The sequence below is a fragment of the Candidatus Enterococcus ikei genome (genome assembly GCF_017316105.1).
GTDB lineage: Bacteria > Bacillota > Bacilli > Lactobacillales > Enterococcaceae > Enterococcus_L > Enterococcus_L ikei.
Genome location: NZ_JAFLWD010000011.1, coordinates 1 through 16,459, shown reverse-complemented (window position 1 = coordinate 16,459; position 16,459 = coordinate 1). Strand labels below are relative to the sequence as shown.

Here is a 16,459-nt window from a genome sequence, read left to right as displayed (position 1 = left end):
AATGGATAAATTAACAATCTTAAGCACATCAGACATCCATGGTTTTTTAACAGCTTCTGCTAAGGAAGAGAACGGTCTAGGCTCTCTTCCAGCAATTGCTGGAAATTATCATGAACCGATCTTGATTGATAACGGCGATTTTTTGGTAGGAAGTCCTGAAACTACTTTTTTTAATACAACTAAAGAAATCTCCCCTTTGATCGAGTTGGCAAATACAATTGGGTTTGACGTTATGGTGCCAGGCAATCATGATTTTGATTACGGAATAGCTTTTTTAAAAAGACAAGCAGCTGCCTTTAAAGGGAAATATCTTTGTGCTAATGTTTTGGATCTAGCAGATCAACCAATTTTTGAACCGTATACAATTATTGAACGAGGAAATCATAAAGTGGGTGTGATCGGTGTGATCACTAGCGCAATGCCGCAAATTACTGATTATGATCAAATCAAAGATGTAAAATTTGTTAATGTGATCGAGAGTTTAAAGCACTGGGTACCAATTGTAAGAGCACAAGTTGATGTCTTGATTGTAAGCTATCATGGAGGAATTGAACGAGACATGATCACAGGGCAGCCAACTCAATACGATACGGGAGAAGATCAGACATATCGTATTATTGATGAACTTACTGGAATCGATGGGGTGATTTGCGGACATCAGCATCGAATCAATACAGGTATTCTAAAGAAAACAGCTTTTGTGCAACCAGGATATCGCGGAAATTATGTTGGAGAGTTGTGTTTTTCTGTTCAAGATAATCAAGTAGTCGAAAAACAGGCACAATTAGTTGCGACTACAGGCTATCCAACAGTCGTTTCTTCTTTCGGTGACGAAGCTGATTATGAGAATTGGCTGGATCAAGAACTAGATGTAAGTTTCTTGTATCAATATTTATCGAGAAAAATACCTGGTACTTTTTATGCGGTGAAACTTAAAGGAAAAACGATCAGAGATTTCTTGGCAAGTTTTATGCTGCCTTATACACTGTCAACATATCATGTATCACATAACGAGTTAAGACAGTTACTGATAAGCCAAGAAATTCAAGGAATCAAAGTAGAGCAGGATCAACTAATACCTAAGCAATCTGGTTATCGAATAACAGCAAATACAGCACTTTTTCCAAGTTATCGCTTAGAAATGAATTATATTTATAATGTGTTCGACGAATATATTGCAAGCATTAGCTAAAGTTAATCAGAATAAAAAGAAGTTAGACTTGAGGTGAAATTAGATGAAACAACAATTGAAAATTTATTATACATCGGATGTTCACGGCTATTTATTTCCAACCAATTATGCTGATACACAAGAAAAAGAAATGGGTCTTTTAAAATGCATACCTAATTTTCAAAAAGATCAGAACACATTGATTATCGATGGTGGGGATATGCTTCAAGGTTCAGCATTGGCTTCATATAGCCAAGCGCATCCAGAAGAAGGGTTTCCTCAAGCGAAAGTACTGAATCAAACAGGCTATGATTTTGTTACTTTAGGCAACCATGATGTAAACTTTGGTACAAGTTATCTGTATCGCTATCTAGAAGCGCTAGATGCAGTATGTGTTTGTGAAAATATACTAGATGCTAAGGATCAAACAAAAAAATTTCCATGGACAATCAAAACCTTGGGGAATGGACTAAAGGTCGGTATTGTTGGTGTAGTGACAGACTACATCAATGTTTGGGAAAAAGAGGACAATATCAAAGATATTATAGTTTCAGATCCCTTTGAAACAGCTAAACAAGCACTTGAGGAAGTAAAACCCCAAGTTGATCTAACCATCTGCATTTATCATGGTGGATTTGAAAGAGACGTAAAATCAGGAAAACGATTATCTAAAACCAGCGAAAATGTAGGATATAAAATTTGTGAAGAACTTGAGTTTGATCTACTATTAACAGGTCATCAACATTTATTGATCGAAGGTCAACTATTGCATGGTACTTACATCGTCCAACCATCTGCTAATGCAACGACCTATTTTGAAATCGATATTGAAATAGTAGAAAATAACATTAAAATAACCTCAACAGTTGGTAAACCTAGTGTTCAACCAGAAGTAGAGTTGCTAGAACAATTACAACCCTTGGAAACCAAAGTACAAAGCTGGTTAGATCAAACAATTGGTAAGTTAAACAGTGACGCATTGGCAGGTGATAAATTAGAGATGGCGTTGCGTGGAAGTCCAGTTGTCGAACTGATTGGAGCTGTTCAACTGGCTGAGAGCCAAGCGCAGATAGCAGTTGTCTCTTTAGCTAACACATCACCAGGTTTTCATAAAGAAGTCACGATGCGTGATGTGATTGCAACATATCCATACACGAATCACCTGATTACCTTGAGAATCACTGGTAAACAATTGAAAGAAGTTATCGAAAAAAATACGAATTACTTTAGTATCGATGATCAGAATCAAGTAATTATTTCTCCTAGTTATTTATATCCTAAGGTTGAACATTATCATTTTGACTTTTTTATTGGGGTTGAATACACTGTTGATCTTTGCCAAAAGTTAGGAAATCGAGTGAATGCTTTACGCTACAAAAATCAATTGATTGAAGAGGAGGATGAATTCACGATTGCTTTAAGCGACTATCGGGCAAGTGGTGGCGGTGGTTTTCCAACCTACCTTGAATGTCCTGTAATAAATGAAGGTGCACAAGAAATAGTGGAATCCATTGTGACGTATATACAATCACAAGAGGAAATCGACCTACCTAAAATGTTGGACTACAAAATAACTCATTCATGCAAGTGATCGCCATTTGTGTCGTGATAACTAAAAGAGGATGCTGTAAAACTAAACGTTTTACAGCATCCTCTTTTTTGTCGCCTTTTGGATAAGATTATGTAGGGGAAAATAGTGAATTATTGCAACGATAACACTTGTCCAATGTAAACTGTTGAATCAGTCAAATTATTTTTTTGCATTAAATCTTGCAACGAAATTTTATTCTTCTCAGCAATCACAGAAAGGGTGTCGCCTGACTGAACAACATATGTTGTTGCTGTTGGCGTAGCCACAGGTTCTGTTGAGCGTTCGGTAACCTCTGATGAAGGGGTTGTTTGAATTGGCTGTGTAGAAGATTCAACACTTGAACTAGATTCAACCGTGCTACTTACTTGAGTAGAACTTTCTCTTAGAGGAACGTTATGCTCTGTACTGTCAGTTTCTGTTGAAGGGTCATCAACTACCTTTGCTTTGTCAAGTTGGCTGACTTGTTTTTCTATATTGTATAATTGTTCTTCTTGTTTCGAGCTTGCTTGAACATTTAAAAAGAGCAACAAGCTTAATGCAAGAGTATTTAAAAATAACAATAAAATAACAATAACAATCGTTTTCTTTGATGTTGCTGGCGGACGTTGTTGTTTCCGTCGTGAGTATTCTTCTTCCAAAATAGTTTCACTCCTTTCATAACAAATTTATGAGATGAATACTATAAACAAAGCATTATTAGTATATCACAATGTTGTAGCTGTCTCAAAGGGCAAAACGTAAAAAAAGTGTTGACTAGAATTTATGTGAGGAAAAATCAAATTATAAAAGAACACTTTTTATTTATAAATAAACGACTGTTTTTTTATTTTTTTGATAAACGGGCTTGTTTTTTTGTTTTTTTGATATAATTATCGATTGTTTGTTTTGTTTATTGATTAATTATACGGCTAATATGAAATGTTTATATGATAATCGTTTTCGTTTGATTTATTATTTAGTAGTAAAAAATTATTTTTTTAGTATAGACTAGTGCTTATTTGGTTTATTAACTATATAATGAGTAAGGATTGATAAACATGGACAATGTAGAAAATAGAGTTAAGAGAAAGAGTTTTTCTTTGTTATGTCACTTTATCAAAGTAATCTTTAGTGAAAGACTACACTAATTTAGGACGAACAAATTAGACTTAAGCTTGTTGAATAGGAGGGGAATTCATGAAGTTGTTTATCAGCGATATTGATAATAGAAAAATAGAGGTACTTGCATATTTAATCAAGGAATTAAAAGAAGTAAAAATATCAGATTTAGTCGTAGCTACTGGTTTATCAGATAAAACAGTTAGAGGAATCGTATTGTCTTTAAAAGATAACCCGTATCTTGATGAAACAAAAATGACCATTAATTATAATGAGAATGGTAATATAATTTCGATTATTGTATCTAATATTTCATTAGCAGATGCAGCGTTTTTTTATTTGGAAAAATCAGTTATTTACATTATGATCAAAGAGCTATTCTTACGAGGATACCTCGATAAGAATAAAATTTGCACAACCAATTTTATCAGTGAAGCAACGTTTACGCGATATAAAAATCAGCTGAAGAACATATTGCAAACATTTCATTTTACGCTGTCTAAAGAAAATGTTTTGATTGGAGACGAATATCGGATTCGTAATTTCTATTTCTTATTTTTTTCATTTGCCCATTCAAAATGGTTTTTTTCAGAAGAAAGCTATAGTGACATAGAGCGATCGTTATCAACTTCTTTTTTTGAGAATACAAAATTTGATACATCAAAAAAAAGTATGGTGTGTTTATTGGTGTTTATTTGTAAAATCAGAAATACTCAAGGCTTTTATGTAGATCAAAAAACACCGATTCAATTCAAAAAAAATGGGAGTTATGAACGGGTTTATAAGGGGATTGCTAATTATATAAATACATATTGTCCTTATTTTAAAAATAAAGCAGAGGAAACGCAGTTTCTTTTTTTATTTTCCATTCGGGGGCAACTAATTGTACCAAACCCTTACTTAGAGGAAGAGATGATTATTGATATTGATCGTTTCGAAAATTTCAAGGAGACGAGAGACTATCTAGTTCAAAATATACTCTCAGAATTTTTTGATGATGATAATGAGCGCGGACAATTAGTCAACCAAGATGTAACAATGTTTTTATTATATGTGTATTTTAGCTTTATTGATTCTAGAAAATTTTTGTATGTATATGATGAAGAAAACTATTATTCTAGAACCAATTATGAAAAAGAGTTGTTGGAGAAAATCAAAGGCATTATGTCTCCTACTAAAAAAGAGATCCGGAATAATCTATTTTTTAAGGAGTGGTTTCATGGGGAAAAAGGAGATGTATTGATAAACCAACTATTCTTATTGGTGTATAGTCTTGTATCTAGAGTAGAGTTAGAAAATATTGTCACTGTTCGCGTACATGTTCAAATTTCTAAAGTATATGTAGCAGACATTTTAAAAGCAAAAATAAAGCAAGTATTTGCTGAAAATGTAGAACTTGTCAATTTTTGTGACGAATCAACTGACTTAATTGTTTCAGATAAAAATTATTCAAATCATAAAGAGCAGTCATTAAGAATTTACGTCCCAACGTTTTCAGATGCGCAATATTTCGATATTTTATGCGAAACAATACTTAAAGAAATAACCAAAAAAATCAGTCAGAATAAATCTTGGTAAAGAATCATACGTAGTTGTAAGAAATAAAATTACTATATTATCATGTATTTTAAAAATATGAAAATCATTGTTTCCTTTACATAGAGGAAATGATGATTTTTTTTTTGCAAAAAAAAAGTGTATAAATAAAAAGCAGTGAAAAAGATATAATTTTGTTAAAAATAATAGAGAAAACTATTTATATTACAAGCAATTACTGGTTTAGCAACATAGCATTTCATTTTTTACTTTTAGTATAAAATTGAAATATATTTGTATGATATTTGTATATTATACATGAAATGTTGGATGGAAAGGAGGAGAAAATGAGCAATACTGGAAATAAAAAGGGTGTTAAAACTATTTCAATCATTGTGGTAAGTATTATATGTATCTTATTCATTGGTACATTTATCTTGAAAAATGTGACACAAATCAAAGCAGAAGACAGTTCTACAGCAAGAATTATTGAAAATTCTAACTATAAGAATTGGGAATCAGGCGATTTATCTACAGCAAAAAGCGAAGTCAAAAGTTTTTTAGACAAACAAAAAGGAACAGATAAAAACAGACCTTACAAAGGAAATAAGTCTTGGACAGAAGGCTCATTAGCAGCGTTAGATAAAGCTTACCAATCAAGTTTGGCTGCTGAAGCGGGTATTAGTTCAGATTTATCTAGAATGTTGCTGATAGAGACTGTGAGAAAGTTAGAAACAGTTACTGTGCTAGGTAAATTAGATTCGTCAGTTAAATCTTTGAACAACTTTCCGAATACTGATGGTCAGTATGAATTGGAATATGACTTGCCAACAGTTTTAGGGTTGCCTGCAAATAAAAAAGTAAAATATGATGTAATGTTTGTCTTGGATTGGTCGGGTTCAATGGATAGTCCAATTGCGGGGTTAGATCCTGCAATTCCTCGTTTTCACGGGAAAGAAATGATCATAAACCTGTCGAAACTAGTGCTAAATGATTTCACTGGAAGTCGAATCCGAATCTTTGGTCTAAATTCACCTACTCGAAACAATACAACAATCAATGATGATGTTAATCAAAAAGGATTTTTAGAAAAAGTCCCAGGTTGGGAACAAATGGTAGACAAATCATTTGAAAAAGATAAGACCTACAATGAAGACAATCAAGTTGGTAATCTAGAGTATGTAGTGCCAATCATGGAAAGAGAAAAGAATCCTGATGCTATTCCTGTTATTGTCTATTTGTCTGATTTTCAGCTTGCAGCTCGACCTGTTAACAATCCCACTAAAAACGTAGTTACTGACTACAAGGATATCTTAACACGATTTAACAACATACCTGTTGCTGGTGATCAAGGTCCTATTTATATTGCGGTTAGGTACGATCATTCAGGCAATTACAATCCTAAAACGGGACTTCCACGTTGGGCTGGTGGAGCAATTGAAAGCCCTGGTCAAACTGGAACTTACAATAGTTTACAAGATGATGTGGTAAAAGATCGGAAGTTCTGGAATTGGATGGCTGTGACAGAGACAAATAGAACAAGTACAGATCCACACGCTGTTCAGGCCTCAGAAGCAACCACTACATTTATGAAGCTATTTACCGACTCGTTACCAGTTAACCCGTCACGAGCATACCAAGCAGATTTAAATTTCGGAAAGTATAGTTATGTTGCATCGTCGTTAACATCAAAGAATAATCCTGTTCTAACATCACCCACGAAAAAATCACTAACGATTGCAAACAAGAATGATGGTGATACAGATGTTGCAGATTCAGGTGTCTTTAAAGCTGTTTTTGATGATACAACTTCTTCTGTAATGGGAACAACAAGTACTTTAGGAACGAAAACGAACGGAGTAAGTTTTTCAGCGCCAGAATATCAAGAGCATAACAGCCCATTCAAAACATTACCGAACTTGTTCCATCCTTATACGGAAGCGGCTATAGAAGTTTATAAGTATAAAGGAACAGGAGCTACTACTAGTGCGACTAATTATGAATTGAACCAAACGATTGTTGGTTCCAATTATCAATTATATAGTGGTAAGGATTATGCATTAAAAGATCCTGCGTTGTCTTCTTTGAAGTATGGAGCAAGTTTGACTAAGGCTCAGGCTTTGAAAATCGTGAGTACGAGACTTGGCGTAGCAGAATACAACAAATTAGATTTTACTGGCTCAGGCGCTAGTTCTTTGACTGCGGCAACCCATAAAGTAACATTTGATGCTGCTAAAAATGTCTATAAAGTTTATGCAGAATCAAATGAATCAAATGTGGTAGTTGAATATTATGAAGATTCAACGAACATAAAGCTTAAAGAAGAGAAAACGATTCCTGGAATCATTGGGGATTCCTATACAATCGATCCGCTTACTGAAGTAGTACCAGACTTTGATTATGTGCGTTCAGAAGGTGCACCATTAACAGGAAGTATCAAAAAAGAAGTCCAAACGATCAAGTTATTCTACCGTAAAAGTGAAGTTGAATTAAAAATTTACTTTAAAGACGAAGACGGAAATGAGATCAGCCCTGTCGTTACGTTGTTGAAAAAACCTAAAGAAGTTGTTGACTTAACTGCTGAAACAGAGGTTTCAACGGTTGTGAAAGCAATCACTGATGATTTGTATGAATTACTGACACCACCAGATGATGAGAAAAACGTCGAAATACTAGTGGGCGAAAATGAAAGAACCTATATCTTTAAGGGGCAAGTAGCTATAGGAGCTACAAATGAAATGCTCTTTAAAACAGGAGTGATTCAGTCCCGCGATCAAGAATTAGAATATGCTTCTACAGGTCCATTTAAGTTAAATATTGAAGATAAGCGTGGACGAACAGCTCCGAATGAAGGATTTAAGCGAGGACAATTTACAATTAATGGCTCGTTGTCTAAACCTTTTAAACATGAAATAAGTGGTGATGTATTAAAAGATGCCCAAATCATATACAACAATGGTGAAACGGATCACGTTATATCTGATAAGAATGGAGTAGAGATTTACAGTAATAAAACAGCACGTCCACAAACGAATTATGAATTAGAATTGGCAAATCAGACAGATAAAAAAGAAGGCTTGAAACTACTTGTTCCTAAAGGTAGCGGTGCAATTAAAGGAAGCTACAAAGCTGAAATCACTTGGGAATTAGTTCAGGAACCATGAGACAAGGGGATCAAAAAATGAAAAAGAAAAAAATTTGTTTACTGTTCCTTCTGTTGATTAGTGTATTTCTTGTAAACAGTGTGACAGCAATGGCGGCTCAATCAAATGGAAAAACAGGTGGAGAAATCGGGTTTATTGATGGCAATGAAGATGGAACAAAAGAATCAGAATCGCCAATCAATCAAGAAAAACCTAAAAAACAAAGTAGTGGACTGTTACCAAAAACCGGAGAAGAATTTCTGAGATACTTAACTATTATTGGAATGATTTCCTTGGTAGTAACAGCGATTATTATCGTAATAAAGAGGCGAAACAACCAGGGTTGCTCGTAGACAACACGTCTAGTTTAACAATAATAAAAGAGAAGAAAGAGGAGTATAGAATGAAGAAAAAAATGTTAGCAAGTTTACTATTAAGCACTATGATCTTATCAGTTGGAGCACAAGTGGCTTCTGCTGAAGAATTAACAAGTAGCAAAACAACTGGGGAAGTTGGTTTTATTCATGGGGATAAACCAGGAACCGTAAAACCAGAAGAGGGTCCTAAGGATGGAGAAGAGCTTGAAGAGGATAAAGACGATAAAGGAAATATTGTCCCATTACCAAATAATGGTGGAATCTATGTTACTCATTTACCAAACTTCAACTTTGGGACAAAGAACAAAACAAGTGTCAAGACTGTAGAATACCCAGCTTATACAGAAGAACGTAAATTAAAAACTATTAAAGAAGACAACTTGGAAAAAACTGACGAAAAAACTGACCCAGCGGTTTTCTACATGCCTCATTCAGTTCAAGTAAGTGATGTTTCTGGGAATGAAAAGGCAACTTGGAGCTTATCTGTTGTACAAGATGCACCATTTGAATCTGGTGAATCTGATGGAGTTTCTAGATCAAAATTATCAAATGCACGAATTCGTATTTTTGAGAACACATTTACCAATACATTGCGTAATAGTGAAGCATTAGCAGCGGAAATTACAGGGGTTGGATTAGAGACAGAAGATGCAGTTTTTGGCAAGCACTCTGCTATTCCATTAGCTGGCACTACAGAAGGATCACTAACTGTATTGAAGAACAATAAACCTGGTTTTACTAACGCTTCAACAACTTCAGCTGTTTTCAGTAATGGTTATGATGCAAATAATTATAATCCAGAAAAAACAAAAGAAACAGTCGCTTATAATGGCGTAAAACTAAACGTTCCAGCAAGTGATCAAGCAAAAGCTAAAAAGTATACAACACAATTAACTTGGACACTAGCTGTAGAACCAGGAACATCAGAGGAAGCACCATCTGAAGAATAGAAAGTAGTTACAAACAAAAGGGGTATTTATTTTAAGAGGTTTAAAATCAAGGAGGAAAAAATGAAAAAATCAATTATATATAGTGGAATTTGTGCAGTTGTATTAACTAGCTTATTTGCAACAGCACAAATCGCATCTGCAGCACCAGAAACAAAGTCTGCAAAATCAGATGGGAAGGCAACTTTTACAGTGCCAAAAGATCTTGTGGATCCTGTCAAGCCAGGAACAGACGACGAGATTGTGATCGGTGGTGAAAAAGTAGGCGTTAAAGGTGTACAATTACTGCATGTTCCAACATTTGATTTTGGTACAAATGAATTAAAAGCAAAAGGGGATGACTTAGACGTTGTCCATGAAGCATATGCATACAGTGGCAGTACAGACACTAAGTACGCTATACCATTATTTGTCCAAGTTGGAGATTTTTCAGGAAAACGTGCAACAGATTGGAAGGTCTCAGTAACACAAGATACAACATTCAAAGAAAGTGGCAAAGAAACGGGTGGTCATGAGCTGACTAATTCACGTATTCGCATTTTCAAACAATCATTTACAAATAATTTAAATAATTCTAATGCTAGTAATATGGTAACAGGTGTGACAATTCCTGAAAGTGGACACGCTGTGATTCCTGTAGCTGGTGATAAACCAGACTCACTAGGTGTATTTGCTTCAAAAAAGGTAGATACAGATGAAGGAACAACGAATGGTTCGATTTCATCGGTTGTTTTCAAAGAGAACTATGATGAAAGCAATTATGGTCCAAATGCAACTTCAGCACCAGCTTTAGATGCACGATATGATGATGTTCAGTTAAATGTTCCAGCATCAGATAAAGCACAAGCTAAAAACTACTCGACAAAACTTACATGGTCATTAACTGTAGAGCCATAAAAAAAGAATATTAAATAAGCATATTTAAGAGGGCTGTGGTGAAACGTTAAAATGGTTTCACTACAGCCTCTAAATACGAATAAATGGTGGTGTGAAAACGAGAAGTTTTTCATTTTTACACCTACCTTTTTCATTCGTAAATCAAGCAACTGAGAGGAAAGTAACCATGCAAAACGTAACTCAGAAAATACATACTTCTTTCGTTAAGAAGAGCTTTATTTTAATTTGTTTAATAGCTACAATTTGTTTTTTTATTCCAGCAAATGTGTATGCAGAAGGCGAAGAATCTAATTTATCTGTTAAAGCAGAATTACCAGATAATCAACTGACAAAAGATGCGGGGTATTATGACTTAGAGGTAAAACCAGGACAAACACAAGAATTAACGTTGAAAGTCTATAATATGGGCGATAAAGAAACAACAGCAAAAATTGAAATTAATCCTGCTTATACAGGAGCAAGTGGTTCGTTTGTCTATGCTTTAGATGCTTCAAAACGGGATGAAAGTATGAAAATACCGTTATCAGACATTGCTAAAACCGATGAATTTATAAGTATACCTGCTAAAAGTGAAGCGGATGTTAAAATTAATCTAACGATTCCAACAGAACCTTTTGAGGGGATTATATATGGTGGTATTCGAGTAACAGATGCTGAAGGAGAAAAGGAAGGTAACTCAAAATCAGAAAAAGAAGATAGCGGCTTTAGCATAGCGAATAAGTATGCATATACAATTGCCATGAGAATACGCGAAAATGAGGAACTTCCAAAATCAGATCTAAAAGTGAAGAAAATTGTAGCTTCACAAGTAGTTGGAAGAAATGCAGTAAAAGTTAATTTACAAAATCCTACACCGACCATTATTGATAAAGTAACCTATGATGCAAAAATCATGAAAAAAGGCAGTTCTGATGTTCTTCATGAACATAAGGTCAACGATTATCGAGTAGCACCAAATACAAATTTTGACTATGCGATTTCATGGGATAATAAACCATTTGAAGCTGGTAGTTATCAATTAGAAATGACTGCAAAATCAGAAGTCACTGGCCAAACATGGAACTTTAAACAGAACTTTACGATCAGCGCTAAAGAAGCCAAAGAATTAAACGACAAAGCGGTTGATCTAGAAAAAGATTATACGAAATATATCATTTACGGAGCAATCGGGGCCGCTATTTTATTACTGCTAATCATTATTTTATTGGTTACTTTATCAAAAAAACGTAAGAAAAAGCAACGTAGAAAAAAAGGTAAAGGTAAACGACCAGCCAATAAAAAAGGAAAGGAAGCAAGTAATGGATCAGGAAAACAATCATCAGGAGCAAAAAGAAAACCAGCTGGCAAATCATCCACACCGTCTGGAAAACGAAAAAGATAGTGGTTTTGAAGAAATAACGTTAGCTGAAGAAGCTTTGTTGGAAGATGAAATGAATATGGATGATGAGTCATTTGAAGAAGTTTTAGTTAGGCCAACGATGTTTTATGTATTGCTGGGGTTATTGGCTATGTTGCTTATCGGGGTTGGTATCGGAAGTTACCTCTCTTACCCTTTTCCATCTAAAATCAGTGGAACATGGGGCAATCCTGAACTTGGAATAAATTTATCAAGTGAAGGAAAATCATGGACGGCTAAAATAGAAAATTATCAAGGTATCGAAGGGTATACATTCCTTTATAAAGGTCAGTGGCAAGCTGCTGGTATCAATACGTATGATGGAAAACAAACAAAAGTACAAATCATTTTAGATAAAAAAAAGATTCCAGAAACGGAAATTTCTTCATTGCAAAAAGAAAATTCTCTGTATAAAAAAATTACGGATGATAAAAAAATCCTGCACATTGAATATACAGAAGCTGGAATGAAAAAGATATTTGGTAAAAAAAATATTGATGATTACTTTCATTTCACATTAGAACCAATCTCGTTTGAGAAAAGCAAACAGGTACTTTATTTAAATCATGCTTATTTTTCATCTGAACGTGTTCCGTTTAAATTTAATGAGTGAATGGATAAAGATGTTTAAAAGTGACTTGAATTTTAATTTGAGATGAACTTGTATACTTTTAAATATGGAATGTACTATTTTAATAGGTTGGATCAACATGTTCAGTGTTTGATTCAGCCTTTTTTTGATAGAATATTGTTCTAATAGTTAAATGATATTTTTTACTTTTTATCCATGACCTTGTAGCCTTATTTTCAGTACTAGATTGAGCAACCAAAAAAATGAATGCCAAAATAAGGAGGAGCTAAAATGGTTCAAAAAGTTGCACTGGTTACTGGAGGAAGTAGGGGAATAGGTTTAGCAATTGTTAAGAGGTTACTTGAAGATGGTTTTAAGGTCAGTATTGTAGGTCGTGATTTACAACACTTACAAGAAGTTTCTGAAAGTTTGGCTAACTATGCTAATAGATTACTAGTGATTTAAGTGGATGTATCAAAATGTAAGGAAGTCTTTTCAGCGGTTGAAAAGACGTTCAAAGCATTTGGTGATTTTACTGTTATCGTGAACAATGCTGGTATAGGACCGATAACACCCATTGATACGATCACACAAGAACAGTTTGATGAAGTCTTTAGAATCAACGCTGGCGGTGTTATATGGGGGATTCAGGCTGTTCATGTAAATTTTTTTGTATATCTTGATCTTGTATAAGCTAATTTAAACAGTCTATCATATGCACTATCCTTGATCCCTTGATATAATGAATCTGTATTGTGTAAAACGGATCCATTATTGATAAAGCTTGAATGAGTGGGAAATAAAGGAGGATGTTACAATGGATAAATTTGATGTAATCATTATCGGCAGTGGACCTGGCGGTATGGCAGCGGCCTACGACTTGGCTACAGAAGGAAAAAAAATCGCTGTAGTCGAAGCAGATTTATGGGGCGGAACTTGTCCTAATCGAGGATGTGACCCTAAAAAAGTTCTTTATGGAGCTGTTGAAGCAAGAGATCGTTTAGCTCAATTGAAAAATAAGGGTTTTGATGCAGTGCCCAACTTAAATTGGAGCGAACTAATGGCGTTTAAGGAAACATTTACTCAACCAGTACCTGTTGAACAAAAAGCTGGTTTAACAAGTGCAGGGATTCAGACAATCACTGGAAAAGCTAGTTTTAAAGATACGCATACAATCATAGTCGAAAACAAGGAATATCAGTCAGATCAATTTATTCTAGCTACAGGACAGCGCCCCGCTATTTTAGACATTCCTGGAAAAGAAAATTTTGCTACGAGCACTGATTTTTTAAGTATGAAAGAATTGCCTGAAAAAATCGTATTTGTTGGCGGTGGCTATATTTCTCTTGAGTTGGCCAATATTGCTAACAGCTGTGGCAGTGAAGTTCATCTGCTTCATCATAATGAACGACCGCTGAAAGGATTCGATGAAGACATGACCCGTTATCTGATCGAAAATCTCCAAAATCGCGGTATTCATTTTCACTTTAACGAATCAGCTACAGCAATTACAAAGAAAGAGGAGAAATTTGAAATAACGCTGATCAGTCAAGAAACATTATTAGTGGATCAGGTCTTTTGTGCAACCGGTCGAATTCCTAATGTTGAAGGTTTGAACTTGGAAAAAATTGGTGTCGATTATACTCATAAAGGCATCAAAGTAAATGATTATTTACAAACGTCAGTAGAAAATATCTATGCATTAGGAGATTGCTTACAAAAAAATAACCCGAAATTGACCCCTGTTGCTAGTTTTGAAGGTAGCTATCTTGCTAAAATCCTTAGTGGAACATTAGACGAAAGCATTGACTATCCTACCTTGCCAACCATTATCTTTAGCTCACCTAAACTAGCACAAGTCGGTTTGACGGATAAAGCGACACAAGAGCATGAAAACTATGAGTCAGAGGATTTAGATTTATCAAAATGGTTTACGTATAAACATCTCAACGAGCCCTTAGTCAAAGCCAAAATCATTAGGGACAAAACAACGGACCTACTTGTTGGTGCAACGATTTTAGGGAACGAAGCTGATCAATTGATTAATATGTTCACTCTGATAATCAACCAAAAATTGTCATCTGAGAAAGTAAATGAAATGATCATGCTTTATCCAACAGTTTCTAGCGATTTAAGTTATCTTTATTAAAAATAGGCTGTAAACGAATCGTTTTTGATTCGTTTATAGCTTTTTTAATTATTTATTATAGAAAAAATTATATGTTGACTTGCAGCTAGGTGTAAGCAATAATAGGATAATTGCTTTAATGGCCTAAGAAAACAGGTTGTAAATGATGATTCATAAATATAATTTATAGATCGTATAAAAATAAAGCATTAGATATTATGGAAAATTCTTTTTAAACTATAGATAGTGAAAAAGTGAACAAAGTTAATTTTAAATAGCTAGGAGAATGGCAATGGAAACAACGAAAAAAAATTATACCACTTTGATTGGCTCTTTATATACGAATTTTATTTTTCAAGGAATGGCGGCAATTATTTTATCTCAGAATCTTAATGCTTTGATGGATAGTTGGCAAGCGACTGTTCAGCAGGTGACCTTGGTGATTAGCGGAATTGGTCTAGGACGTGTGTTGATTTTGTATTTTGCTGGTTATTTTTCGGATAAATTTGGACGCAAGAAGACAGTACAGTTAGGAATCATTAGTTACTTGATCTTTTTCCTTGGAATCTTAGTCAGTCAAAATTATTTACAAGGGCTCTTCTTTGCTTTATTTGCTGGGTTTAGTAATGCCTTTTTAGATACAAGTACATATCCAACCTTGATGGAAGCTTACCCAAATGAAAAAGACAATAGTTCACTTAGTGTGTTGAACAAAGCCTTTATTTCTTTAGGGCAGTTTATTTTACCGTTGCTAACACGATTTATGTTGAACCATGGAATTTATTATGGACTTGTTTTCATTGGATGTGCGTTAGGGTTGTTTCTTAATTTGCTGTATATTTCTAAGCTAGGATTTCCAGAAAGAGCAGAGGTTGATGAGAGTACATCTAAAATAATTAAAGAAGAAGTAAGTGCCAAAAGAAAACAACCGCTGTTTAAAGTTGAAGGATTGGCATTGTTAGTGTTTAGTTTTACTTGTGTGTCTACGTTTAATATTTTTATTTTGTGGGTACCATCATTTGCAGAATCATTGAATCTGATGAATCATTCAAATAGCTTAGTTTTGGTCAGTGCATATAGTATCGGTTCTTTTGCATCGGTATTTTTAACGTCTTTGATCGTAAAAAGAGGTGTAGCACCAACTTTATTACTTGTTTGGTGCACGGTCGTTTCATTGTTATTGCTGATTGGAATGACTGTCTTTCCAAGTGTTCCAATGTTTTTAGCTGGATCGATTGGTATCGGAGTTTTTGCAGCCGGAGGAATCTGGCAGTTGGGATTAGCAGTATTGTTGGAGTTGTTTTCAAAAGGGAAAGGTCGGATCACTAGTTATTATTCGATTGCAACATCGGTTTCTGTAATGATCATTCCATATATTACAGGACAATTGGAAAAAATTAATGTTTCGCTGATTTTTTGGTTGAACATTGTATTGACAGCTATTGGCGTTGTTGCAGCAGTGATTATTCGATACCGTTATAAAAAAGTAATGAGTGAGTGGCAAGAAATCGATAAAGAAGTCGTTGAGTTAAAAGGAATCGTTGAGTGATAAAACTAAAAAAGAAAGGTCTGTCTAGAAGAAAAAGACAGACCTTTCTTTTTTA

Annotated in this window: 12 protein-coding genes and 1 pseudogene; 12 read left to right on the top strand and 1 reads right to left on the bottom strand. The window is 34.4% G+C overall.

The features are described 5' to 3' along the window. The first annotated feature begins 1 nt into the window (after position 1). Both JZO69_RS05585 and JZO69_RS05580 read left to right on the top strand, forming a co-directional pair. A complete protein-coding gene (locus tag JZO69_RS05585) occupies positions 2 to 1,192 on the top strand; it encodes a bifunctional metallophosphatase/5'-nucleotidase (RefSeq protein WP_207111905.1) in 1,191 nt (396 codons plus the stop codon). Positions 1,193 to 1,235: 43 nt separating this feature from the next. Further along, positions 1,236 to 2,762 carry a bifunctional metallophosphatase/5'-nucleotidase gene (locus JZO69_RS05580; protein WP_207111904.1) on the top strand — a complete coding sequence of 509 codons (1,527 nt, stop codon included), beginning with the start codon at positions 1,236 to 1,238 and terminating at the stop codon, positions 2,760 to 2,762. A 110-nt stretch (positions 2,763 to 2,872) separates the two neighbouring features. On the opposite strand, the gene JZO69_RS05575 is transcribed toward JZO69_RS05580, so the two are convergent. Continuing rightward, positions 2,873 to 3,400, bottom strand: coding sequence for a LysM peptidoglycan-binding domain-containing protein (locus JZO69_RS05575; protein WP_207111903.1), 528 nt, complete (start codon positions 3,398 to 3,400; stop codon positions 2,873 to 2,875). Between the two features lie 538 nt (positions 3,401 to 3,938). Here JZO69_RS05575 and JZO69_RS05570 point away from each other — a divergent pair. The 10 genes and pseudogenes from JZO69_RS05570 to JZO69_RS05520 all read left to right on the top strand — a co-directional run bounded on the left by JZO69_RS05570 (position 3,939) and on the right by JZO69_RS05520 (position 16,404). After that, positions 3,939 to 5,438, top strand: coding sequence for a helix-turn-helix domain-containing protein (locus JZO69_RS05570; protein WP_207111902.1), 1,500 nt, complete (start codon positions 3,939 to 3,941; stop codon positions 5,436 to 5,438). A 305-nt stretch (positions 5,439 to 5,743) separates the two neighbouring features. Further along, entirely contained in the window at positions 5,744 to 8,560 is a 2,817-nt protein-coding gene (locus tag JZO69_RS05565) for a MucBP domain-containing protein (RefSeq protein WP_207111901.1), read from the top strand. Positions 8,561 to 8,577: 17 nt separating this feature from the next. Next, the gene (locus tag JZO69_RS05560) at positions 8,578 to 8,892 is read left to right on the top strand and encodes an LPXTG cell wall anchor domain-containing protein (protein WP_242586582.1); all 315 of its coding nucleotides are present in this window, start codon (positions 8,578 to 8,580) and stop codon (positions 8,890 to 8,892) included. A gap of 50 nt (positions 8,893 to 8,942) precedes the next feature. After that, the gene (locus tag JZO69_RS05555; protein ID WP_207111900.1) at positions 8,943 to 9,866 is read left to right on the top strand and encodes a WxL domain-containing protein; all 924 of its coding nucleotides are present in this window, start codon (positions 8,943 to 8,945) and stop codon (positions 9,864 to 9,866) included. Positions 9,867 to 9,926: 60 nt separating this feature from the next. Further along, the gene (locus JZO69_RS05550) at positions 9,927 to 10,760 is read left to right on the top strand and encodes a WxL domain-containing protein (protein ID WP_207111899.1); all 834 of its coding nucleotides are present in this window, start codon (positions 9,927 to 9,929) and stop codon (positions 10,758 to 10,760) included. 166 nt (positions 10,761 to 10,926) lie between these two features. Then, positions 10,927 to 12,141, top strand: coding sequence for a WxLIP family cell surface protein (locus tag JZO69_RS05545; protein ID WP_207111898.1), 1,215 nt, complete (start codon positions 10,927 to 10,929; stop codon positions 12,139 to 12,141). Further along, positions 12,059 to 12,769, top strand: coding sequence for a hypothetical protein (locus tag JZO69_RS05540; protein ID WP_242586579.1), 711 nt, complete (start codon positions 12,059 to 12,061; stop codon positions 12,767 to 12,769). Before JZO69_RS05545 ends, JZO69_RS05540 begins: the two co-directional genes overlap by 83 nt. A gap of 249 nt (positions 12,770 to 13,018) precedes the next feature. Then, a pseudogene (locus JZO69_RS16610) lies at positions 13,019 to 13,420 on the top strand (SDR family NAD(P)-dependent oxidoreductase). 124 nt (positions 13,421 to 13,544) lie between these two features. Continuing rightward, a complete protein-coding gene (locus tag JZO69_RS05525; protein ID WP_207111895.1) occupies positions 13,545 to 14,876 on the top strand; it encodes a dihydrolipoyl dehydrogenase family protein in 1,332 nt (443 codons plus the stop codon). A 271-nt stretch (positions 14,877 to 15,147) separates the two neighbouring features. Further along, entirely contained in the window at positions 15,148 to 16,404 is a 1,257-nt protein-coding gene (locus JZO69_RS05520; protein ID WP_207111894.1) for an MFS transporter, read from the top strand. Positions 16,405 to 16,459: the final 55 nt, after the last annotated feature.